This window comes from Streptomyces sp. NPDC041205 (genome assembly GCF_055591765.1).
On sequence record NZ_JBVIZH010000001.1, the window covers coordinates 156,708 to 178,433 of the forward strand.

General features: G+C 70.6%; 21 protein-coding genes. 9 read left to right on the forward strand and 12 right to left on the reverse strand.

The features are described 5' to 3' along the window. Positions 1–80: 80 nt before the first annotated feature. From ACZ6BG_RS00735 to ACZ6BG_RS00775, 9 genes are all read right to left on the reverse strand, one after another. Positions 81–419 carry a metal-sulfur cluster assembly factor gene (locus ACZ6BG_RS00735; protein WP_468994827.1) on the reverse strand — a complete coding sequence of 113 codons (339 nt, stop codon included), beginning with the start codon at positions 417–419 and terminating at the stop codon, positions 81–83. After that, positions 416–880, reverse strand: coding sequence for a Fe-S cluster assembly sulfur transfer protein SufU (sufU, locus tag ACZ6BG_RS00740; protein WP_405654381.1), 465 nt, complete (start codon positions 878–880; stop codon positions 416–418). The genes ACZ6BG_RS00735 and sufU overlap by 4 nt, the downstream gene beginning before the upstream one ends. 12 nt (positions 881–892) lie before the next feature. Then, entirely contained in the window at positions 893–2,161 is a 1,269-nt protein-coding gene (locus ACZ6BG_RS00745) for a cysteine desulfurase (RefSeq protein ID WP_468994830.1), read from the reverse strand. Next, positions 2,158–2,922, reverse strand: a complete 765-nt coding sequence (sufC, locus tag ACZ6BG_RS00750) for a Fe-S cluster assembly ATPase SufC (RefSeq protein ID WP_468994833.1) — start codon at positions 2,920–2,922, stop codon at positions 2,158–2,160. The genes ACZ6BG_RS00745 and sufC overlap by 4 nt, the downstream gene beginning before the upstream one ends. 6 nt (positions 2,923–2,928) lie before the next feature. Beyond that, complete coding sequence (locus ACZ6BG_RS00755) at positions 2,929–3,246, reverse strand: non-heme iron oxygenase ferredoxin subunit (protein WP_468448693.1); 318 nt, start codon at positions 3,244–3,246, stop codon at positions 2,929–2,931. Further along, positions 3,246–4,466, reverse strand: coding sequence for a Fe-S cluster assembly protein SufD (gene sufD, locus ACZ6BG_RS00760; RefSeq protein WP_468994836.1), 1,221 nt, complete (start codon positions 4,464–4,466; stop codon positions 3,246–3,248). Before sufD ends, ACZ6BG_RS00755 begins: the two co-directional genes overlap by 1 nt. A gap of 65 nt (positions 4,467–4,531) precedes the next feature. Continuing rightward, a complete protein-coding gene (gene sufB, locus ACZ6BG_RS00765) occupies positions 4,532–5,953 on the reverse strand; it encodes a Fe-S cluster assembly protein SufB (protein WP_289952409.1) in 1,422 nt (473 codons plus the stop codon). Next, entirely contained in the window at positions 5,950–6,702 is a 753-nt protein-coding gene (locus tag ACZ6BG_RS00770; RefSeq protein WP_468994839.1) for a helix-turn-helix transcriptional regulator, read from the reverse strand. Before ACZ6BG_RS00770 ends, sufB begins: the two co-directional genes overlap by 4 nt. Positions 6,703–7,071: 369 nt before the next feature. Then, positions 7,072–7,470: a formate/nitrite transporter family protein gene (locus tag ACZ6BG_RS00775; protein ID WP_468994841.1), complete on the reverse strand. Its 399-nt coding sequence runs from the start codon at positions 7,468–7,470 to the stop codon at positions 7,072–7,074. A 163-nt stretch (positions 7,471–7,633) separates the two neighbouring features. On the opposite strand from ACZ6BG_RS00775, the gene ACZ6BG_RS00780 reads away from it, so the two are divergent. The 3 genes from ACZ6BG_RS00780 (at position 7,634) to ACZ6BG_RS00790 (ending at position 10,531) form a co-directional block, all read left to right on the forward strand. Beyond that, positions 7,634–8,560, forward strand: a complete 927-nt coding sequence (locus ACZ6BG_RS00780; protein WP_468994844.1) for an ABC transporter ATP-binding protein — start codon at positions 7,634–7,636, stop codon at positions 8,558–8,560. A gap of 88 nt (positions 8,561–8,648) precedes the next feature. Further along, on the forward strand, positions 8,649–9,419 hold the full coding sequence (locus ACZ6BG_RS00785; RefSeq protein WP_468994848.1) for an ABC transporter permease: 771 nt from the start codon (positions 8,649–8,651) through the stop codon (positions 9,417–9,419). A gap of 89 nt (positions 9,420–9,508) precedes the next feature. Continuing rightward, on the forward strand, positions 9,509–10,531 hold the full coding sequence (locus ACZ6BG_RS00790; protein ID WP_468994851.1) for a COX15/CtaA family protein: 1,023 nt from the start codon (positions 9,509–9,511) through the stop codon (positions 10,529–10,531). Between the two features lie 40 nt (positions 10,532–10,571). Here the strand turns inward: ACZ6BG_RS00790 and ACZ6BG_RS00795 are convergent, their stop codons facing one another. Together ACZ6BG_RS00795 and ACZ6BG_RS00800 are read right to left on the reverse strand one after the other, a co-directional pair. Beyond that, the gene (locus ACZ6BG_RS00795; protein WP_468994856.1) at positions 10,572–11,660 is read right to left on the reverse strand and encodes an amidohydrolase family protein; all 1,089 of its coding nucleotides are present in this window, start codon (positions 11,658–11,660) and stop codon (positions 10,572–10,574) included. A 101-nt stretch (positions 11,661–11,761) separates the two neighbouring features. Beyond that, complete coding sequence (locus ACZ6BG_RS00800) at positions 11,762–12,163, reverse strand: hypothetical protein (protein WP_468994859.1); 402 nt, start codon at positions 12,161–12,163, stop codon at positions 11,762–11,764. A gap of 126 nt (positions 12,164–12,289) precedes the next feature. Here ACZ6BG_RS00800 and ACZ6BG_RS00805 point away from each other — a divergent pair, with 126 nt between their 5' ends. Beyond that, on the forward strand, positions 12,290–13,606 hold the full coding sequence (locus ACZ6BG_RS00805; RefSeq protein WP_468994860.1) for an AMP-binding protein: 1,317 nt from the start codon (positions 12,290–12,292) through the stop codon (positions 13,604–13,606). Positions 13,607–13,675: 69 nt separating this feature from the next. Here ACZ6BG_RS00805 and ACZ6BG_RS00810 read toward each other — a convergent pair whose 3' ends face one another. Then, positions 13,676–14,629: a heme o synthase gene (locus ACZ6BG_RS00810; RefSeq protein WP_468994863.1), complete on the reverse strand. Its 954-nt coding sequence runs from the start codon at positions 14,627–14,629 to the stop codon at positions 13,676–13,678. A 391-nt stretch (positions 14,630–15,020) separates the two neighbouring features. Here ACZ6BG_RS00810 and tkt point away from each other — a divergent pair, with 391 nt between their 5' ends. The 5 genes from tkt to pgl are packed head-to-tail and all read left to right on the forward strand — an operon-like array spanning position 15,021 to position 21,665. Beyond that, the gene (gene tkt, locus ACZ6BG_RS00815) at positions 15,021–17,129 is read left to right on the forward strand and encodes a transketolase (RefSeq protein ID WP_468994866.1); all 2,109 of its coding nucleotides are present in this window, start codon (positions 15,021–15,023) and stop codon (positions 17,127–17,129) included. A gap of 34 nt (positions 17,130–17,163) precedes the next feature. Continuing rightward, entirely contained in the window at positions 17,164–18,282 is a 1,119-nt protein-coding gene (tal, locus tag ACZ6BG_RS00820) for a transaldolase (RefSeq protein ID WP_468994869.1), read from the forward strand. 4 nt (positions 18,283–18,286) lie between these two features. Further along, positions 18,287–19,810, forward strand: a complete 1,524-nt coding sequence (gene zwf / locus ACZ6BG_RS00825; protein ID WP_380851358.1) for a glucose-6-phosphate dehydrogenase — start codon at positions 18,287–18,289, stop codon at positions 19,808–19,810. Further along, complete coding sequence (opcA, locus tag ACZ6BG_RS00830) at positions 19,807–20,868, forward strand: glucose-6-phosphate dehydrogenase assembly protein OpcA (RefSeq protein WP_468994872.1); 1,062 nt, start codon at positions 19,807–19,809, stop codon at positions 20,866–20,868. The genes zwf and opcA overlap by 4 nt, the downstream gene beginning before the upstream one ends. Next, complete coding sequence (pgl, locus tag ACZ6BG_RS00835) at positions 20,865–21,665, forward strand: 6-phosphogluconolactonase (RefSeq protein WP_468994875.1); 801 nt, start codon at positions 20,865–20,867, stop codon at positions 21,663–21,665. Before opcA ends, pgl begins: the two co-directional genes overlap by 4 nt. Positions 21,666–21,726: the final 61 nt, after the last annotated feature.

The following is a 21,726-nucleotide window of genomic DNA, read 5'->3' on the forward strand; positions in this document are numbered from 1 at the left end:
TCCCCAGGGCCGGGGAGCGGCACGAAGAAGGGCCCGCACCGGTTCGGTGCGGGCCCTTCTCAGGCGTACAGCGGCGGGACTCAGACGTTGAAGCCCAGCGCCCTGAGCTGCTCGCGCCCATCGTCCGTGATCTTGTCCGGGCCCCACGGGGGCATCCAGACCCAGTTGATCCGCAGCTCGTTGACGATGCCGTCCGTCGCGGACTTCGCCTGGTCCTCGATGACGTCGGTCAGCGGGCAGGCCGCGGACGTGAGCGTCATGTCGATGGTGGCGATGTTGGCGTCGTCGATGTGAACGCCGTAGATCAGGCCCAGGTTGACGACGTCGATACCCAGTTCCGGGTCGACGACGTCGTACAGCGCCTCGCGGACCTCTTCCTCCGAAGCGGGCTTCGTGGTCAGGGTCTCGTTCTCGCTCATGCCGTCTTCCTCTCCACGCTCTCGCCCAGGGCCTGGGCGGTCGCGTCCTTCCACGCCATCCAGCTCAGCAGAGCACACTTCACGCGCGCGGGGTACTTGGAGACCCCGGCGAACGCGACCGCGTCCTCCAGGACCTCCTCCATCGCGTCGTCCGGCTCCAGCTTGCCCTTGGACTGCATCAGCTCCAGGAACACGCCCTGGATCTTCTGCGCCTCGGCCAGGTCCTTGCCGACGAGCAGCTCGTTCAGGACGGACGCGCTGGCCTGGCTGATGGAGCAGCCCTGGCCCTCATAGCTGACGTCCTCGATGCGCGAGCCGTCGTACTTCACGCGCAGCGTGATCTCGTCGCCGCACGTCGGGTTGACGTGGTGCACCTCGGCGTCGCCCGGGCGCAGACCGCGCCCGTGCGGATGCTTGTAGTGGTCCAGGATCACGTCCTGGTACATCGAATCCAGCTTCACGTCCCAGGCCCCTCAGCCGAAGAAGTTCCGTACGTGCTCCAGGCCCTCGACGAGAGCGTCGATCTCGCCGGGCGTGGAGTACAGATAGAACGACGCTCGCGTGGTCGCGGGAATTCCGTACCGCAGGCAGACCGGGCGGGCGCAGTGGTGGCCGACCCGGACGGCGATGCCCTGTTCGTCGAGGACCTGGCCCACGTCGTGCGGGTGGATGTCGCCGAGCGTGAAGGAGATCGCGGCGCCGCGCTCCTCGGCCGTGGACGGGCCGATGATCTTGAGGTCGGGGACCTCGAGGAGGCGCTTGACCGCGTACTCGGTGATCGCGTGCTCGTGCTGAGCGATCTTGTCCATGCCGATCGAGGTGAGGTAGTCCACCGCCGCGCCGAGACCCACGGCCTGCGCGACCGGCGGGGTGCCCGCCTCGAACTTGTGCGGCGCGGGCGCGTACGTCGACGAGTGCATCGAGACCGTCTCGATCATCTCGCCGCCGCCCAGGAACGGCGGCAGGTCCTCCAGGAGCTCCTGGCGGCCCCACAGCACGCCGATGCCCGTCGGGCCGCACATCTTGTGGCCGGTGAAGGCCACGAAGTCGGCCTGCAGGGCCTGCACGTCCAGCGGCATGTGCGGCGCGGCCTGGGAGGCGTCGATCAGGACGAGCGCCCCGACCTCCTGGGCGCGGCGCACGATCGCCTCGACCGGGTTGACCGTGCCCAGGATGTTGGAGACGAGCACGAAGGAGACGATCTTCGTCTTCTCCGTGATGACCTCGTCGATGTTCGACAGGTCGAGCCGGCCGTCGTCGGTGAGGCCGAACCACTTCAGCTTCGCGCCCGTGCGCTGCGAGAGCAGCTGCCACGGCACGATGTTGGAGTGGTGCTCCATCTCCGTGATGACGATCTCGGTCTCGTGGTCCACGCGGTAGGGCTCGTCGGCCCAGCCGAGCATGTTGGCCACGAGGTTCAGCGACTCCGAGGCGTTCTTGGTGAAGATCACCTCGTCGCGGCTGGGCGCGTTGATGAACGCGGCGACCTTGTCACGCGCGCCCTCGTACAGCGCGGTGGCCTCCTCGGCGAGGACGTGCACGCCGCGGTGGACGTTGGCGTTGTGCTGCTCGTAGTACTCGCTGAGTACGTCGATGACCTGGCGCGGCGTCTGCGAGGTCGCCGCGTTGTCCAGATACACGAGCTTCTTGCCGTCGTGGAGCGTGCGCTCCAGGATCGGGAAGTCCTTGCGGAGCGCCTCGGTGTCGAGGAGGCCGGGGAGCCCCTGGCGGGCCACAGTCACGCGGATGCGCCACCCTTCACGTAAGCCTCGTAGCCCTCGTTCTCCAGCTTGTCGGCGAGCTCGGCGCCGCCGGACTCGGCGATCTTGCCGTTCGCGAAGACGTGCACGAAGTCGGGCTTGATGTAGCGCAGGATGCGCGTGTAGTGCGTGATCAGGAGCGTGCCGACCTCACCCGTCTCACGGATGCGGTTGACGCCCTCGGAGACCACGCGCAGGGCGTCGACGTCCAGGCCGGAGTCGGTCTCGTCGAGGATCGCGATCTTCGGCTTGAGGAGCTCCATCTGGAGGATCTCGTGGCGCTTCTTCTCACCGCCGGAGAAGCCCTCGTTGACGTTGCGCTCGGCGAAGGCGGGGTCCATCTGGAGCGCGGCCATCGACTCCTTGACCTCCTTCACCCAGGTGCGCAGCTTGGGGGCCTCGCCGCGGATCGCCGTCGCCGACGTGCGCAGGAAGTTGGAGACGGAGACGCCGGGGACCTCGACCGGGTACTGCATGGCGAGGAACATGCCCGCGCGGGCACGCTCGTCGACCTCCATCTCGAGGACGTCCTCGCCGTCGAGGGTGACGGTGCCCTGCGTGATCGTGTACTTGGGGTGGCCCGCGATGGAGTAGGCGAGCGTCGACTTGCCGGAGCCGTTGGGGCCCATGATGGCGTGCGTCTCGCCCTGCTTCACGGTGAGGTCGACGCCCTTGAGGATCTCCTTCGTGGCGTTGTCGGCCTCGACGGTGACGTGCAGGTCGCGGATTTCAAGCGTAGCCATGGTGCCTCAGGACTCCTGGGTGACGGAGACGAGCACATCGTCCCCTTCGATCTTTACGGGGTATACGGGGACGGGGCGCGTCGCGGGCAGGCCGGACGGCTTGCCGGTGCGGAGGTCGAAGGCGGAACCGTGCAGCCAGCACTCGATCTGGCAGTCCTCCACCTCGCCCTCGGAGAGGGAGACGTTCGCGTGCGAGCAGATGTCGTGGATCGCGAACACCTCGCCCTCGGTGTGGACGACCGAGACCGGCGTGCCGTCGAGTTCCACCCGCTTCGGGGTGTCCTCCTCCAGCTCGCTGAGGCCACAGGCGCGTACGAATGCCATCAGACGGACGCCTCCAGCTCCTCGTCGATCTTCACGAGGAGGCGCTCTTCGATGTCGGCGACGGCGATCTGCTGGACCAGTTCGGCGAAGAAGCCGCGGACCACCAGACGGCGGGCCTCGTCGGCCGGGATGCCGCGGGCCATCAGGTAGAAGAGCTGCTCGTCGTCGAAGCGGCCGGTGGCGGAGGCGTGACCGGCGCCGACGATCTCGCCGGTCTCGATCTCCAGGTTCGGTACGGAGTCCACGCGGGCGCCGTCCGTGAGGACGAGGTTGCGGTTCATCTCGTAGGTGTCCGTGCCCTCGGCCTTGGCCTCGATGAGGACGTCGCCGATCCAGACGGCGTGTGCCTGCTCGCCCTGGAGCGCGCCCTTGTAGACGACGTTGGACTTGCAGTGCGGGACGTTGTGGTCGACGAGGAGGCGGTGCTCCTGGTGCTGGCCGGCGTCCGTGAAGTACAGGCCGAAGAGCTCGGCCTCGCCGCCGGTGCCCGCGTAGGTCACGCGCGGGTGCAGGCGCACGACGTCGCCGCCGAAGGTGACCACGAACGACTTGAAGGTGGCGTCCCGGCCGATCAGCGCGTTGTGCTGGCCGACGTGGACGGCCTTGTCGTCCCAGTCCTGGACGGAGACGACGGTGAGCTTGGCACCGTCGCCCAGCACGTAGTCGACGTTGGCCGCGAGGACCGCGTCGCCGGTGTGGTCGATGACCACGACGGCCTCGGCAAAGGCGCCGAGCTCGATGACCTGGTGGCCGTAGGCGACGCCGCCCTCGCCGTGCACGGCGATGCGGATCGGTTCGGTGAGCACCGTCTCCTTGGGGACGGTGACGACACCGGCCTTCTCGAAGGCGGAGTAGGCCTGGGCGGCCACGCGGTCCACGGGGACGCCCGCCTTGCCGAGCCGCGCGTCGTCACGGCCGACGGTCTCGACGACGACGCCCTCGGGGGCCTCGACGTCGATCCGCACGCCGTCGCCGGTGGCGGCCGCGGTGCCGTCGTGCAGCCCGCGAAGGCGCTCCAGCGGGGTGAACCGCCACTCCTCCTCGCGACCGTGCGGGACCGGGAAGTCCGCCACGTCGAAGGACGGCGGCGCGCTCATGCGCGTGGCGACGGTCGACTCGGCGGCCACCGCGATCTGGCCTGCGGTGGTCGAGCCCACCGAGGGGGGTCCCCCCTGTCCGAGCGAAGTCGAGGACTTGGGGGCGTTCTGAGCCTCAGCCATGGCTGTCGGTCTGCTCTCTTCCTACGTACGTCAAGAAATCTGGCGACTGCTCAAGAGGGCGGGTCTTAACCGACCGCGCCTTCCATTTGCAGCTCGATCAGCCGGTTGAGCTCAAGGGCGTACTCCATGGGCAGCTCCTTCGCGATGGGCTCGACGAAGCCGCGCACGATCATCGCCATCGCCTCGAACTCGGTGAGGCCGCGGCTCATCAGGTAGAAGAGCTGGTCCTCGGAGACCTTGGAGACGGTCGCCTCGTGGCCCATGGACACGTCGTCCTCACGGACGTCCACGTACGGATACGTGTCGGAGCGGGAGATGGTGTCCACGAGCAGCGCGTCGCACAGCACGTTGGACTTCGATCCGGCCGCGCCCTCGCCGATCTCGACGAGACCGCGGTAGGAGGTGCGGCCACCGCCACGCGCCACGGACTTCGACACGATGTTGGAGGACGTGTTGGGCGCCATGTGGACCATCTTGGAGCCGGCGTCCTGGTGCTGGCCCTCGCCCGCGAAGGCGATGGACAGGGTCTCGCCCTTGGCGTGCTCGCCCATCAGGTAGACGGCGGGGTACTTCATCGTCACCTTGGAGCCGATGTTGCCGTCGATCCACTCCATGGTCGCGCCCTCGTACGCCACGGCGCGCTTGGTGACCAGGTTGTAGACGTTGTTCGACCAGTTCTGGATGGTCGTGTAGCGGCAGCGGGCGCCCTTCTTGACGATGATCTCCACGACCGCGGAGTGCAGGGAGTCCGACTTGTAGATCGGCGCCGTGCAGCCCTCGACGTAGTGGACGTAGGCGTCCTCGTCGACGATGATCAGCGTCCGCTCGAACTGGCCCATGTTCTCCGTGTTGATGCGGAAGTAGGCCTGGAGCGGGATCTCGACGTGCACGCCCTTGGGGACGTAGATGAACGATCCGCCGGACCAGACGGCGGTGTTCAGGGACGCGAACTTGTTGTCACCGACGGGGATGACCGTGCCGAAGTACTCCTTGAAGAGCTCCGGGTGCTCCTTCAGGGCCGTGTCGGTGTCCAGGAAGATGACGCCCTGCTCCTCCAGGTCCTCGCGGATCTGGTGGTAGACGACCTCGGACTCGTACTGGGCGGCGACGCCGGCGACGAGGCGCTGCTTCTCCGCCTCGGGGATGCCGAGCTTGTCGTACGTGTTCTTGATGTCCTCGGGCAGGTCCTCCCAGGACTCCGCCTGCTTCTCCGTGGAGCGCACGAAGTACTTGATGTTGTCGAAGTCGATGCCGGAGAGGTCCGAGCCCCAGTTCGGCATGGGCTTCTTGTCGAAGAGCCGAAGGCCCTTCAGGCGCAGCTTGGTCATCCACTCCGGCTCGGACTTCTTCGCCGAGATGTCCCGGACGACGTCCTCGCTCAGGCCGCGCTTGGCGGCGGCACCGGCCGCGTCGGAGTCGGCCCAGCCGTACTCGTAATTGCCCAGGCCCTCCAGCTCAGGGTGGGCGGTCTCCGTGGGGAGAGTCATGCGGGGTTCCTCCCGGCCGTGCTTGTGGATGCTTCTTCGGTGGCTTGTGTGCTGTGCGGGGCCGCGCCCGGGATGTACGTCGTGCAGACGCCGTCCCCATGGGCGATGGTGGCCAGGCGCTGGACGTGGGTCCCGAGCAGCGCGGAGAAGATCTCCGTCTCCGCCTCGCACAGCTGCGGGTACTGCTCGGCGACATGGGCGACCGGGCAGTGGTGCTGGCAGAGCTGCTCCCCCACCGGCGCGCTGCGCGCCGTAGCAGCGTACCCGTCGGCGGTCAATGCCTTCGCCAGCGCGTCGGTCCTGCGCTCGGGGGGTGCCGCGTCCATCGCCGCGCGATAGGCCTTGGCCTGCTCGGCGATGCGGGCGCGGGCGAATTCCACGACGGCCGTCTCACCGTGCGTCTCGGAGATCCAGCGCAGGGCGTCGGCGGCCAGCTTGTCGTAGGACTGGTCGAAGGCGTCGCGGCCGCAGTCGGTCAGGGCGAAGACCTTGGCCGGGCGGCCTCGGGTCCGGGCGCCGTAGACCCGCTTCTCGCGGCCCTCGACCACGTTCTCCTGGACGAGGGAGTCGAGGTGGCGGCGGACGGCGGCCTGGGTCAGGCCGAGGCGGCCCGCGAGGTCGGCCACGGTGGACGGGCCGTGGTCCAGGACGGAGCGCGCGACTCGGTTGCGGGTCGACCGCTCCCCGGTCGCGAGGTCTTCCTGAGGGGCCCCCGTGGGGGTCTCCCGAGCCTCGCCAACGTTTTTCACAACGCCATTGTTGCGTAATTCCTCAGGGCCTGACAACCCGCGCCCGGATCACTGTTCGGTGCGCTACGTCACTTAGGTATACCTAAGCTGACCTGCGGAAACGATCACTGATCGATCAAATCGGCGGCCCGTTCCCGACCCGCCCGGAAGGCCCCCGCCCCCGCCCGCACCCCCTCCCACCGGCCCTTTGTGCACCCGCGACACGATCGCGGACGAACCGCGCGCGCCCGGAGTGAGCCACGGCGAGCACGAGAACCGGCGAGGCCTGGCCCCGCCGCGCCCCGCTCGTGAACCAGTACGCCCCGCCGCCGAGCGCCTCCTTGCCGCGCAGCATCCCGGCGAGCATGGCCCTGGCCGACCCGGCGGACGTCACCCCCGAGGCGTGTGCCATCGCCGCGAGGGCGAGGGTCCCGGCCAGATCACCCGTGAGCGACAGGCCCCAGCCCATCGCCAGGTCCTTCGCCCCCCCGTACGTCCCGACAGGGCGCCCACCGGCATCACCATCACGTTCGACGTGAAGAGCTGGGCGCCCGCGAACATCACGATCGTCAGGGCGACGGGGAAGACCGCCCCTTCGAGGAGCCGCACGGCGGGTGAGCGGTCGGCGGCGAACGGCGATATCGCCGTCAGGAGCAGCACCTCGCCGATGCCGATGTAGGCGCCCGCCAGCACGGCCGACACGAAGTAGCGCGGGCGGTCCGCCAGGTCACGGGCCTTGTGGGCGGCCTGCCCCGCGGTCTCCGTGATGTTCTCGGCGACGCTGATCACACATCGACGCCATGCCTCGGCCGCGCCCTGATCCGACCGAATAAGTCCCCTTCCGACAACCCCAGGGCCCGGTCCGACCAGGGCGAAGGGCCCTCTTGGTCCCTCCTGACCCCCCGCGGCCCCCCTGGCCGCGCACGCCGCGACCCTCTCTAGACTTCCCGGCATGGGAACTGAGTCCGTCGTCCAGGCCGTGGGTCTGGTCAAGCGGTACGGAAAGAAGACCGCGGTGGACGGCCTCGACCTCGACGTCCGCGCGGGCGCCGTCACCGCCGTCCTCGGCCCGAACGGCGCCGGCAAGACCACCACCATCGAGACCTGTGAGGGCTACCGCAGGCCGGACGCCGGCGAGGTCCGCGTCCTCGGCCTCGACCCGGTCCGGCAGGCCGCCGCGCTGCGGCCCCGCATCGGCGTGATGCTCCAGTCCGGCGGCGTCTACTCCGGCGCCCGCGCCGACGAGATGCTGCGCCACGTCGCGAAGCTGCACGCGCACCCCCTCGATGTCCCCGCCCTCATCGAACGCCTCGGCCTCGACTCCTGCGGTCGCACCACCTACCGCCGTCTCTCCGGCGGCCAGCAGCAGCGCCTCGCGCTCGCCATGGCCGTGGTCGGACGGCCCGAGCTCGTCTTCCTCGACGAGCCGACCGCGGGCCTCGACCCCCAGGCGCGCCGGGCCACCTGGAGCCTGGTGCGCGACCTGCGCACCGACGGTGTATCGGTGATCCTCACCACCCACCACATGGACGAGGCCGAGGAACTCGCCGACGACGTCGCCATCATCGACGCGGGCAAGGTCATCGCCCAGGGCAGCCCCGACGAGCTGTGCCGGGGCGGCGCCGAGAACACCCTGCGCTTCACCGGCCGCCCCGGACTCGATGTCGGCTCCCTCCTGAAGGCGCTGCCCCCGGACTCCGCCGCCGCCGAACTCACCCCCGGCGCCTACCGCGTCAGCGGCACCGTCGACCCCCAGCTGCTCGCCACCGTCACCTCCTGGTGCGCCCAGCACGGCGTCATGCCGGACCGGATCTCGGTCGAACGCCACACACTCGAAGACGTGTTCTTGGAGCTCACCGGCAAGGAGTTGCGCTCATGACGCAGGCCCAGTCGTCTTTCGGCCGGGGGTCCCGGGGTCGTCCCACGGGAAGGCACAGCCTGGACCTCACGGGCAAGGAGCTGCGCGGATGAGCGCCGCCGGTACGTACGCGCCGAAGCCGGGCGCCGCCCCGCTCCCCCGCATGATCGCCGCGCAGGCCGCGCTCGAGACGAAGATGCTGCTGCGCAACGGCGAACAGCTGCTGCTCACCGTCGTCATCCCGACGCTCCTGCTCGTCCTGTTCAGCGCGGTCGACATCGTCGACACCGGCGAGGGCAAGGCGGTCGACTTCCTGACCCCCGGCGTCCTCGCCCTCGCCGTGATGTCGACGGCCTTCACCGGGCAGGCCATCGCCACGGGCTTCGAGCGGCGCTACGGCGTGCTCAAGCGCCTCGCCGCCTCGCCGCTGCCGCGCTGGGGCCTGATGACGGCCAAGACCCTGTCGGTCCTGGTCACCGAGGTCCTCCAGATCGCGCTGCTCACGACGATCGCCTTCGCGCTCGGCTGGTCGCCGCACGGCAACCCGTTCGCGGTGCTGCTGCTCCTGGTCCTCGGCACGGCCGCCTTCTCCGGGCTCGGCCTGCTCATGGCCGGAACCCTCAAGGCGGAGGCGACCCTGGCCGCCGCCAACCTGGTCTTCCTGCTCCTGCTGGTCGGCGGCGGCGTCATCGTGCCGCTCGACAAGTTCCCCGGCGCCGTCGAGTCGGCGCTCGGCCTGCTGCCGATCTCGGCGCTCTCGGACGGCCTTCGGGACGTGCTCCAGGACGGGGCCGCGATGCCGTGGGCGGACCTCGGGATCCTGGCGGTGTGGTCGGTCCTCGGACTCGGCGCGGCGGCACGATTCTTCCGCTGGGAGTAGGCCGCCGACGTCACCCTCTGGCGTAACCCACGCCACAAATGGAGCGGATACGTCCCCCTCGTGAAGGCGTGCACAAGCGGCCTTCTACGATGGGGCCCGTGCCAAACGTGACCCGAGCCGACGCCGCTCAATTCGTGCGCAATCCGCTCGCCTTCATCGCCGAGCGCTGGACCCCGACGCAGCGGACCGTGCGGCAGGCGGCGCTGATCTCGCTCGTGATGACCTGCGTCATCGTGGTCACCGGCGGTGCCGTCCGCCTGACGGGCTCAGGCCTCGGCTGCCCGACCTGGCCCAAGTGCACCGACGAGTCCCTCACCGCGACCAGCGAGATGGGCTTCCACGGGGTCGTCGAGTTCGGCAACCGCATGCTGACGTACGTGCTCTGTGCCGCCGTCGGCTGGGCCATCATCACCGTGCGCTCGCAGAAGCCGTGGCGACGGAGCCTGACCCGGTACGGCTGGGCCCAGTTCTGGCTCGTCATGGGCAACGCGGTGCTCGGCGGCATCGTCGTGCTCGTCGGCCTCAACCCGTACACCGTCGCGGCGCACTTCCTGCTCTCCACCGCCCTGATCGCGGTCGCCACGATGATGTGGCAGCGCACCCGGGAGGGCGACGCGGAGCCCCGCCCCCTCGTCGGCAGGGCCGTCGCCCAGTTGGTGTGGGTCCTCACCGGCGTGACCGTGCTGCTCATCGCCGTCGGCACGGTCGTGACCGGCGCGGGTCCGCACGCGGGCGACTCCAGCGACGTACCCCGCATGAACGTCGGCGCCGTGGGCCTGGACTGGGAGGGCGTCACGAAGCTGCACGCCGTCCTGGCGTGGATCGTGGTGACGCTGACGTTCGCGCTGTGGTTCGTCCTGAAGGCGGTGGACGCCCCGCGCGGCCCGCTGAACCGCACCCGCGACCTGTTCCTGATCCTGCTGGCGCAGGGGCTCGTGGGCTACGTCCAGTACTTCACCGACCTGCCGGAGGTCCTGGTCGCCACGCACATGCTGGGCTCGTGCCTGGTGTGGATCGGGGTGCTGCGGGTGGTGCTGTCCCTGCGGGAGCGGCCGCAGCCCAAGGCGGAGGTACCGACGCAGGTGGACGACTCCCAGCTGTCGTCGGTCTGATCGCGGCTCTCGCCGGGTCGACCAGGGCTGCCGTGGGGCGTCAGCCGTCCACCAGCCCATAGACCCGCCGCGCGTTCCCCGCCGCGATCAACCCCGCCACCCGCTGCGCGTCTGTCAGCGACCACGCGCCCTCCGCGACCCACGTCCCGAGCACCCGCCCCAGCGCCTCCCGGAACAGCTGGGCCCCCACCACGTGCAGTTCGGGCAGCCCCTGCGCGCCGCTGGAGAACAGCAGCTTGCCGAAGGGCGCGAGCTCCAGGATCTCGGCGAGTACGGCGGCGGCGCGCGCCCCCGTCCGGACGAGCGCGGAGCCCAAGTCGGCGTACACATGCGGGAAGACACCCGCGAGGTGGGCCGCCGCGCGGTGGTGCGGATAGCCGTGCAGGAGCACCAGGTCGGTGCCGAGCCCCGCGGTGGCGCGGGCGAAGTCGCCGAAGGAGCACTGCGGGTCGGCGGCGCCGGTGTGCAGTTGCAGGGGCAGGCCGGAGGCGACCGCGATCCACAGCAGGTGCCGAAGCAGCACCGGGTCGGCGAGTTCGCCGCCCACCTGCCGCCCGGCCAGCCAGCGTCCGGCCGCGCCGCGCACCTCGCCGGGACCCGGCGGTGCGCAGGCGAGGGCCTCGCCCGCGCGCACCCCGGCGACGGAGGTGAACGCGACGGCTCCGTGCGCGGCGCCGTGCACGGACTCGGCGAGGTTGGCGAGGAAGGAGTCGACGGTCCCCGAGGTGTCGGCGACCTGCTCGGCCAGTAATTCCAGGCGGACGATCTCGTGGGCCTCGGCGGCGCCGGTCGACGCGAGTTCGCCGGGCCCGGTCAGGTCGCCGGGCAGGCCGGTGTCGACGAGGTACGTCGTGATCCCGCTGCCGCGCAGCAGCCGCCGCCCGGCCTCCAGGACGCCGAGTTCACGGCGGCGCGCCAGATAGCGGGCGGGCGGGCAGTGCGGTTCGAGGCCGAGCAGCGGCGGACACCAGCGGCGCACGGCGAAGCCGGTCTGGGTGTCGAAGAAGGTGGTGCCGGGGGCGGGCGGGCCCTCGCCCCGGCCGAGGTGGGCCTCGAAGGTGCCGAGCCCCAGCTCCGTGCGCAGGACGCCGTGGCAGTGCTGGTCCACCAGGGACGGGGTTTCGATCATCCTGGCTCCCAGACGTGGACCGTGTTCCTACGGTCCTAACGGGTGACCCCGGTGTCAGGTGTTGCTCACCGTGTCACTCCGTGCCCGTCCCGCGCGTGTCGTCAGCCGCCCGTCGGGCCGCCGATCTGGATGCCCGCCATGCGCTTCCACTCGTAGGGTCCGGTCGTCACCTTGGCCGCGAAGTCGCCGTCGAAGTCCTCGTGGACGGTGATCCCGGCCTTCTCCACGGCGCTCGTCGCGATGGCGTGGCTCGGCGCGACGAGGTCGCCCCAGCCGCCGTCCGCGCCGACGAGGACGATGCGCGCGCCCCGCTCACCGATGTACGCGACCTGACCCTCCGCGCCCCCGTGCGCCCGCGCGAACGCGCCGATCTCCTTGGCCAGCTTGGCGGCCCTGCGCTCGGCGCGGGCGGCCTCCTTGGCGGCCTTCGCCGCCGCGCCGTCGCCGTCGCCGCTGCCCGGGCCCGGGGTGCCCTGCTCCGTCTCCTGCTCCGTGTCTGCCATGGCACAGGATGCTACCGACGGGTAGATCATTCGGCGACGCCCGGGTGGCGTGGTCTCGGCCACGGTCGCGCCGGGGGCGTGCGCGTCCGTTCCGCCCGGTGCCGCCCCGTGGTAGGACCAGGGGCCATGACCGGACTGCTGATCGGTGAGGTCTTCCGGTCCGCCGCCCGCGCCGTCCCGCACCGCGTGGCCGCGCTGATCGGCGACCGCGCGCTCACCTTCGCGGAGCTGGACGCGGCGGCCGACCGGACCGCCGGGTGTCTCACCGGCCACGGTGTGCGGCGGGGCGACCGGGTCGTCTGCCCGGCGTGGGCCTCGTCCCGGACCCTGGCCGCGTTCGCGGGGGCCGCGCGGGCCGGAGCGGTGTTCGTGCCGGTCGACCCGGACGCCGGGGAAGCGCGACTGAGGGAGGTCGTGCGCGCGGTCGGGGCTCGCCTGCTCCTGGCGGACGGGGGCGGTGCGGCGGGTGGGGCGGGTGGGGCGCGGCTGACTGACGCTGCGGGGGTACGTCTCCTCGTACTCCCGGATGTATGGCAGGACGTGGGCCCGGACGTACGGCAGGACGTGGGCCCGGACGCACTCCCCGACTTACGGCGGGACGTGTGCCCGGACGTACGGCAGGACGCGCGTCCGGACGTGCTCCCCGACGTACGGCGGGACGCGCTCCCGGACGTGCGGAATCACGCGCCGTCGGGTGCGAACGGCGCCCCGGGGAAGCACCCGCGCCCCGGCGAGCCGCCGCCTCAGGAGGACGACCCCTGCGTGATCGTCGTCACCGGCCCCGGCCGCCCCCGCGGCGTCGTCCTCTCGCACCGGGTGTGCGTGCTGCGCACCCACCCCGGCTGCCGTCCCGAGCCCCGCACCGTGCTGGTCTGCGGATTCCCCCTGGGGCAGTGGTCCGCGTGGGCCACCCTGCTGCGGCAGTGGCAGGCCCGGGGCACCGCGGTGCTCCTGGAGCGCCCGGACCCGGTCGCGATCTGCGCGGCCGTGCGGGGGCACCGCGCGGAGCGCCTGGTGTGCGCGCCCGAGACCTGGCAGGGCGTCCTGGACACGGCGCCGCACCACCTGGCCACGCTGCGCTTCGCGGACGTCGAGGCGAGCGGCCCGCCCGTCGCGCCCGGGCTCCTGGAGGACATCCGGACCGCGACCCCGCACGCCCGGGTGCGCGCCTTCCTCACCTCGCCCGAGACGGGTGACGTGGCCGTCCTGGACCACGCCGACGTCCGCCTGCGGCCGGACAGCTGCGGGCTGCCCGCGCCGGGCAGCGAGGTGCGGGTGGACGCGGGCGAGCTGTGGGTGCGGGGGCCGCTGCTTTTCGACGGGTACGCGGACGCCGGGGGCGGCGAACCGGCCACGAACGGCGTGTTGCGGGACGGCTGGTATCCCACGGGCCGGCCCGCGCAGGCCCACGCCGACGGTCATCTGTCCGTGGGCGCCCCGTAGGTGCGCGGCAATGAGAGCGGCCCCCCTCGCCGTCGGGGCGAAGGGGGCCGTACTCGGAAGACGCGGGGGCTAGCGCAGGAAGGGGTCCACCGCGACCGCCACGAACAGCAGCGAGACGTAGGTGATGGACCAGTGGAAGAGGCGCATCTCCTTGAGCTTGCCGCCGGTGGCCTCGGCCTTCGCGCGGTTCTGCAGCCCGTGGGCCTCCCACAGCCACCAGCCGCCGGTGGCGAGGGCGACCGCGGTGTAGAACCAGCCGGTGTAGCCGAGGGGCTGGAGCAGCAGGGAGACGGCGACCATGACCCAGCTGTAGACGACGATCTGGCGCGCGACCACCTTGTTGGAGGCGATCACCGGGAGCATGGGGACGCCCACGCGCGCGTAGTCCTCCTTGACCCGCATGGACAGCGGCCAGTAGTGCGGCGGCGTCCAGAAGAACATGACGAGGAAGAGGACGATCGGCGCCCACGACATCGAGTTGGTGACGGACGACCAGCCGATGAGGACGGGCAGGCAGCCCGCGATGCCGCCCCAGACGATGTTCTGGGAGGTGCGGCGCTTGAGGATCATCGTGTAGACGACCACGTAGAAGAGCAGCGCCCCGAGCGACAGCCAGGCGGACAGCCAGTTGACGGCGAGCCCGAAGAGCAGCGTCGAGACCACGGCGAGTGTGATGCCGAAGGCCAGGCACTCACGAGGACTGACCATGCCGGTGACGAGCGGCCGCTGCGACGTGCGCTCCATCAGCGCGTCGATGTCGCGGTCGTACCACATGTTCAACGCGTTGGCGCCGCCCGCGGACAGGTAGCCGCCGAGGCAGGTGACGAACACCAGCGTCAGGTCGGGCACCCCCTGCTCGGCGAGGAACATCACCGGAACGGTGGTGATCAGCAGCAGCTCGATGATCCGCGGCTTGGTCAGCGCCACGAACGCCTTGACTCGGGCCCCGAACGGCCGGTTGCTCGGGTTCTGGCTCGTCCCGATAACCCCCGCTGGACGGGATTCAACGGCCGTCACGCACACCCCTGACAGAGACTCCCAGCAAGCCCTGCGTCGGACGTTCGGACATGAAGATCCGGTAAAGGCTCGCGCGTACCACGCCACTGTAGACGTTGCCCATACCTCGCCCTTCGCGGGGGTGGGTTCGTGTTGAGGGGCCAGACGAGCGGAGTTCGTGGGCGGGTTCGCCCCGGTGTGGACGCCGGTGCGGTAAGCGGATGAGTCGACCAGATGAGCAGTGCCGCATTCACATGGTGAATACGGCGGAGCCCCTTCAGGAGGCGGATCCGGACGTGTCCCGGCAGTCTGGAATGACTCGAAAAAATGCACGTTCTCGCAGCGGTAGGCTCGACAGCGGCCGGTGCGATTCATACGCCGCCGGCATTCGACATGTGGAGAGGAGCCCTGACTCAGGGTGAGCACCAAGCCGACCACCACAGACCTCGAGTGGACCGAACTGGACCAGCGGGCTGTCGACACCGTCCGCGTCCTGGCCATGGATTCCGTACAGAAGGTCGGCAACGGCCATCCGGGTACGGCCATGAGCCTCGCGCCCGCCGCGTACACCCTCTTCCAGAAGGTGATGCGGCACGATCCGGCGGACGCCGACTGGACCGGGCGCGACCGTTTCGTGCTGTCCGCGGGCCACTCGTCCCTCACGCTCTACATCCAGCTGTACCTGGCCGGTTTCGGCCTGGAGCTCGATGACCTGAAGGCCTTCCGCACCTGGGGCTCGAAGACCCCGGGCCACCCGGAGTACGGGCACACGGTGGGCGTGGAGACGACGACGGGCCCGCTCGGCCAGGGCGTCGCCAACGCCGTGGGCATGGCGATGGCCGCGCGGTACGAGCGTGGACTCTTCGACCCGGACACCGCGACGGGCGAGTCTCCCTTCGACCACTTCATCTACGCGATCGCCGGTGACGGCTGCCTCCAGGAGGGCATCTCCGCCGAGGCGTCCTCGATGGCCGGGCACCAGAAGCTCGGCAATCTGATCCTTTTGTGGGACGACAACCACATCTCGATCGAGGGCGACACCGAGACCGCCATCTCCGAGGACACCGAGAAGCGGTACGAGGCCTACGGCTGGCACGTGCAGCGCGTGGAGCCGAAGGAGAACGGCGACCTGGATCCGGCCGCGCTGTACGCGGCGATCCAGGAGGCCAAGGCGGTCACCGACAAGCCGTCGTTCATCGCGATGCGCTCGATCATCGCCTGGCCCGCCCCGAACGCGCAGAACACCGAGGCCGCGCACGGCTCGGCGCTCGGCGACGAGGAGGTCGCGGCCACCAAGCGCGTCCTCGGCTTCGACCCGGAGCAGTCCTTCGAGGTCGCCGACGAGGTCCTGGCGCACACCCGCCAGGCGCTCGACCGCGGCCAGGAGGCCAAGGCGACGTGGGAGAAGGGCTTCGCGGCCTGGCGCACGCAGCAGCCCGAGCGCGCCGCGGAGTTCGACCGGATCGCCGCGGGCGAGCTGCCGGCGGGCTGGGAGGAGAAGCTCCCGGTCTTCGAGGCGGGCAAGGGCGTCGCGACGCGTGCCGCCTCCGGCAAGGTCCTGCAGGCGCTCGGCGGAGTGATCCCCGAGCTGTGGGGCGGCTCCGCCGACCTCGCGGGCTCGAACAACACCACGATCGACAAGACGTCGTCGTTCCTCCCGGCGGGCAACCCGCTGCCGGAGGCGAACCCGTACGGCCGCACGATCCACTTCGGCATCCGCGAGCACTCCATGGCCGCGGAGATGAACGGCATCGCGCTGCACGGCAACACCCGTATCTTCGGCGGCACCTTCCTGGTGTTCTCCGACTACATGCGCAACGCCGTGCGCCTGTCCGCGCTGATGCACCTGCCGGTGACGTACGTGTGGACGCACGACTCCATCGGTCTCGGCGAGGACGGCCCGACGCACCAGCCGGTGGAGCACCTGGCCACGCTGCGCGCCATCCCGGGCCTGAACGTCGTCCGCCCGGCCGACGCGAACGAGACGGCCGTCGCCTGGCGCGAGATCCTCAAGCGCTACACCAAGGTGTTCGGCAAGGGCGCCCCGCACGGTCTGGCGCTGACCCGTCAGGGCGTGCCGACGTACGACCGCGAGGTCACCGAGGGCGCGGCCAAGGGTGGATACGTCCTGTTCGACGCCGCGGGCGCCGACGGGCAGAAGGCGGAGCCCGAGGTCGTCCTCATCGGCACCGGCTCCGAGGTGCACCTCGCCGTCGAGGCGCGCGAGCAGTTGCAGGCGGCCGGCGTGCCCACGCGGGTGGTCTCGATGCCGTCGGTCGAGTGGTTCGAGGAGCAGGACCAGGGGTACCGGGACTCGGTGCTTCCGCCGTCGGTCAAGGCGCGCGTCGCGGTCGAGGCGGGCATCGGCCTGACCTGGCACCGGTTCGTCGGGGACGCGGGACGCATCGTTTCGCTGGAGCACTTCGGGGCTTCGGCGGACGGCAAGGTCCTCTTCCGCGAGTTCGGGTTCACTGCCGAAGCCGTGGCCGCCGCGGCGCGGGAATCGATCGCGGCCGCTCAGCGCTGACGCCCATATACGACCAAGTAGGAGATGTAATTCCATGACAGACGCACTCAAGCGCCTCTCCGACGAAGGCGTCGCGATCTGGCTGGACGACCTGTCGCGCAAGCGGATCACGTCCGGCAACCTCGCCGAACTCCTCGACGAGCAGCACGTCGTGGGCGTCACGACGAACCCGTCGATCTTCCAGAAGGCGATCTCGTCGGGCGACGGGTACGAGCAGCAGCTCGCCGATCTCGCCGCCCGCAAGGTCACCGTCGACGAGGCGATCCGCATGATCACGACGGCGGACGTCCGCGACGCCGCCGACATCCTGCGGCCGGTGTTCGACGCGACCGAGGGCCAGGACGGCCGGGTGTCGATCGAGGTCGACCCGCGGCTCGCGCACCACACGCAGGCCACGGTCGCCGAGGCCAAGCAGCTGGCGTGGCTGGTGGACCGGCCGAACACGCTCATCAAGATCCCGGCGACGAAGGCGGGCCTGCCCGCGATCACCGAGGTCATCGGCAAGGGCATCAGCGTGAACGTCACGCTGATCTTCTCGCTCGAGCGCTACCGCGAGGTCATGGACGCCTACCTCGCGGGCCTGGAGAAGGCGAAGGCCGCGGGCCTGGACCTGGCGAAGATCCACTCGGTGGCGTCGTTCTTCGTGTCCCGCGTGGACACCGAGATCGACAAGCGCATCGACGCCCTGGGCACCGACGAGGCCAAGTCCGCGCGCGGCAAGGCCGGTCTGGCCAACGCCCGCCTGGCGTACGAGGCGTACGAAGAGGTCTTCTCGTCCGACCGCTGGGCCGCGCTCGACAAGGCGCACGCCAACAAGCAGCGCCCGCTGTGGGCGTCGACGGGCGTGAAGGACAAGGCGTACAAGGACACGCTGTACGTCGACGAGCTGGTCGCCCCGGGCACGGTGAACACCATGCCGGAGGCCACCCTCCAGGCCACCGCCGACCACGGCCAGATCACCGGCAACACCATCGCCGGGACGTACGACCAGTCGCGCGCCGAGATCGAGGCCGTCGAGAAGCTCGGGATCTCCTACGACGAGGTCGTCCAGCTCCTCGAGGACGAGGGCGTCGAGAAGTTCGAGGCGTCCTGGAACGACCTGCTCAAGTCGACCGAGGCGGAGCTCAAGCGCCTCGCACCTTCGGAGGGCTAAGAACTTGTCAAGCAGCAATCCGCTGCGTGACGCCGCGGACCGACGGCTCCCGCGTATCGCGGGGCCGTCGGGCCTGGTCATTTTTGGCGTCACGGGCGATTTGTCCCGTAAAAAGCTGATGCCCGCCGTGTACGACCTGGCCAACCGCGGGCTGCTGCCGCCGGGCTTCTCGCTCATCGGTTTCGCCCGTCGCGAGTGGCAGGACGAGGACTTCGCGCAGGAGGTGCACGACGCCGTCAAGCAGCACGCGCGCACGCCCTTCCGCGAGGAGGTCTGGCAGCAGCTCATCCAGGGCATGCGCTTCGTCCAGGGCAACTTCGACGACGACGATGCCTTCGAGCAGCTCAAGGCGACCATCGAGGACCTGGACAAGAAGCAGGGCACGGGCGGCAACTTCGCCTTCTATCTCTCCGTGCCCCCGAAGTTCTTCCCCCAGGTCGTCCAGCAGCTCAAGAAGCACGAGCTGGCGGACGCCCCGGAGGGGTCCTGGCGGCGCGCGGTCATCGAGAAGCCCTTCGGGCACGACCTGAAGTCCGCCAAGGAACTGAACGCGATCGTGCACGAGGTGTTCGCCCCGGACCAGGTGTTCCGGATCGACCACTACCTCGGCAAGGAGACCGTCCAGAACATCCTGGCGCTGCGCTTCGCCAACCAGATGTTCGAGCCGATCTGGAACCGGTCGTACGTCGACCACGTCCAGATCACGATGGCCGAGGACATCGGCATCGGCGGCCGCGCCGGATACTACGACGGCATCGGCGCCGCCCGTGACGTCATCCAGAACCACCTGCTCCAGCTGATGGCGCTGACCGCGATGGAGGAGCCCGCCTCCTTCGACGCGGACGCCCTGGTCGCCGAGAAGGCGAAGGTCCTCGGCGCGGTGAAGCTGCCCAAGGACCTCGGCAAGGACACCGTGCGCGGGCAGTACTCCGCGGGCTGGCAGGGCGGCGAGAAGGCCGTCGGCTATCTCCAGGAAGACGGCATCGACCCCAAGTCGAAGACCGACACCTACGCCGCCATCAAGCTCCAGGTGGACAACCGCCGTTGGGCGGGCGTCCCGTTCTACCTGCGCACCGGCAAGCGCCTCGGCCGCCGCGTCACGGAGATCGCGGTCGTCTTCCAGCGCGCGCCGCACTCCCCCTTCGACCACACGGCGACCGAGGAGCTCGGGCAGAACGCGATCGTCATCCGCGTCCAGCCGGACGAGGGCATCACGGTCCGCTTCGGCTCGAAGGTGCCGGGCACGTCCATGGAGATCCGGGACGTGTCGATGGACTTCGCCTACGGCGAGTCCTTCACCGAGTCCAGCCCGGAGGCCTACGAGCGCCTCATCCTGGACGTGCTGCTGGGCGACGCCAACCTCTTCCCGCGCACGGAGGAGGTCGAGCTGTCCTGGAACATCCTCGACCCGATCGAGGAGTACTGGGACCGGCACGGCAAGCCCGCGCAGTACCCGGCCGGTACCTGGGGCCCGGTCGAGGCGGACGAAATGCTCGCACAAGACGGACGGAGCTGGCGTCGGCCATGAAGATCGACCTGACGGACACCACGGCCAGCAAGATCAACAAGGCCCTTGTGCAGGGCCGCCGCGCGATCGGCACGCCGGCCGTCGGCATGGTGCTCACCCTCGTCATCGTCACCGACGAGGAGAACGCCTACGACGCGCTGAAGGCCGCGAGCGAGGCCTCGCGCGAGCACCCCTCGCGCACGCTGGTCGTCATCAAGCGGGTCTCGCGCTCGCCGCGCGACCGTACGACCTCGCGCCTGGACGCCGAGGTCCGGGTCGGCGCGGACGCGGGCACCGGAGAAACGGTCATTCTGCGTCTCTACGGCGAGGTGCTCAACCACGCCCAGTCGGTGGTCCTGCCGCTGCTGCTCCCCGACGCCCCGGTCGTCGCCTGGTGGCCGGTGAACGCGCCGCTGGACCCGGCGCAGGACCCCCTCGGCGCGCTCGCCCAGCGCCGCGTCACGGACACGTACGCCGCCGAGCAGCCCATCCACGAGCTGACCGCCCGTGCCGACGCCTACCACCCCGGCGACACGGACCTGTCCTGGACCCGCATCACGCCGTGGCGCTCGATGCTGGCCGCGGCCCTGGACCAGGTCTCGTGCGAGGTCACCGCGGCCGCGGTGGAGGGCGAGGAGTTCAACCCGAGCGTCGAACTCCTCGCGATGTGGCTGGCGGAGCGGCTCTCCGTGCCGGTCAAGCGCACGGTGTCGCCGGGTCCCGGCCTGACCGGCGTGCGCATGGAGACCAACTGCGGCCCGATCGTGCTCGACCGGGCCGACGGCTCCCTCGCCACGCTGTCCATCCAGGGCCAGCCGGACCGCGCGGTCGCGCTCAAGCGCCGTGAGACGTCCGAGCTGATCGCGGAGGAGCTGCGGCGTCTGGACCCGGACGACACGTACGCGGCGGCGCTGCGCTTCGGCGTGGACCGGCTCGGCGAGGCGGCGGCCGCGGCCGGGGAGTCGGCCGGGGACGGCGCCAAGGACGGCGCCGGTGCCAAGGCGGAGTCCGGTGCCGGTTCCGGGGCCGCGAAGAAGGCCTCGGCGAAGGCTCCGGCCAAGAAGGCGGCCGCGAAGTGACGGTGGCTCCGCAGCTCGTCGTGCACCGCGACAAGGAGCTGATGGCACAGGCCGCCGCGGCCCGGCTGATCACGAAGATCGTCGACGCCCAGGCGGCCCGCGGCTCCGCGTCCGTCGTCCTCACGGGCGGCCGCAACGGCAACGGCCTGCTGGCGGCGCTCAGTTCGGCGCCCGCCCGCGACGCCGTGGACTGGTCCCGCCTCGACCTGTGGTGGGGCGACGAGCGGTTCCTGCCGGACGGCGACCCCGAGCGCAACTACACACAGGCCCGCGAGGCCCTGCTGGACTCGGTGCCGCTCGACCCGGCGCGGGTGCACCCGATGCCCGCGTCGGACGGCCCGTACGCCAAGGGGGCCGACGGGGACGGCGCGGACGCTGCGGCGGAGGCGTACGCGGCGGAGCTCGCGGCGGCCGCCGCCCCCGAAGACCACGGCCCGGTCCCGGCGTTCGACGTCCTGATGCTGGGCGTGGGCCCGGACACGCATGTGGCGTCGCTCTTCCCGGAGTCGCCCGCGGTACGGGAGACGGAGCGCATGGTGGTCGGCGTGCACGGTGCGCCCAAGCCGCCGCCCACCCGCGTCTCGCTGACCCTCCCGGCGATCCGCTCGGCCCGCGAGGTCTGGCTGCTCGCGGCAGGCGAGGACAAGGCGAAGGCCGCGGCGATCGCCCTGTCCGGGGCGGGCGAGGTCCAGGCCCCGGCAGCGGGCGCCTACGGCCGCTCGCGCACGCTGTGGCTCCTGGACGCGGCAGCGGCTTCACAACTGCCGCGGGACCTGTACCCACCGGCGTCCCCCTGACCCCGGCCGCACGCGCCGACGGGCCCCGGTCCTCTTTGGACCGGGGCCCGTCGGCGTCCTG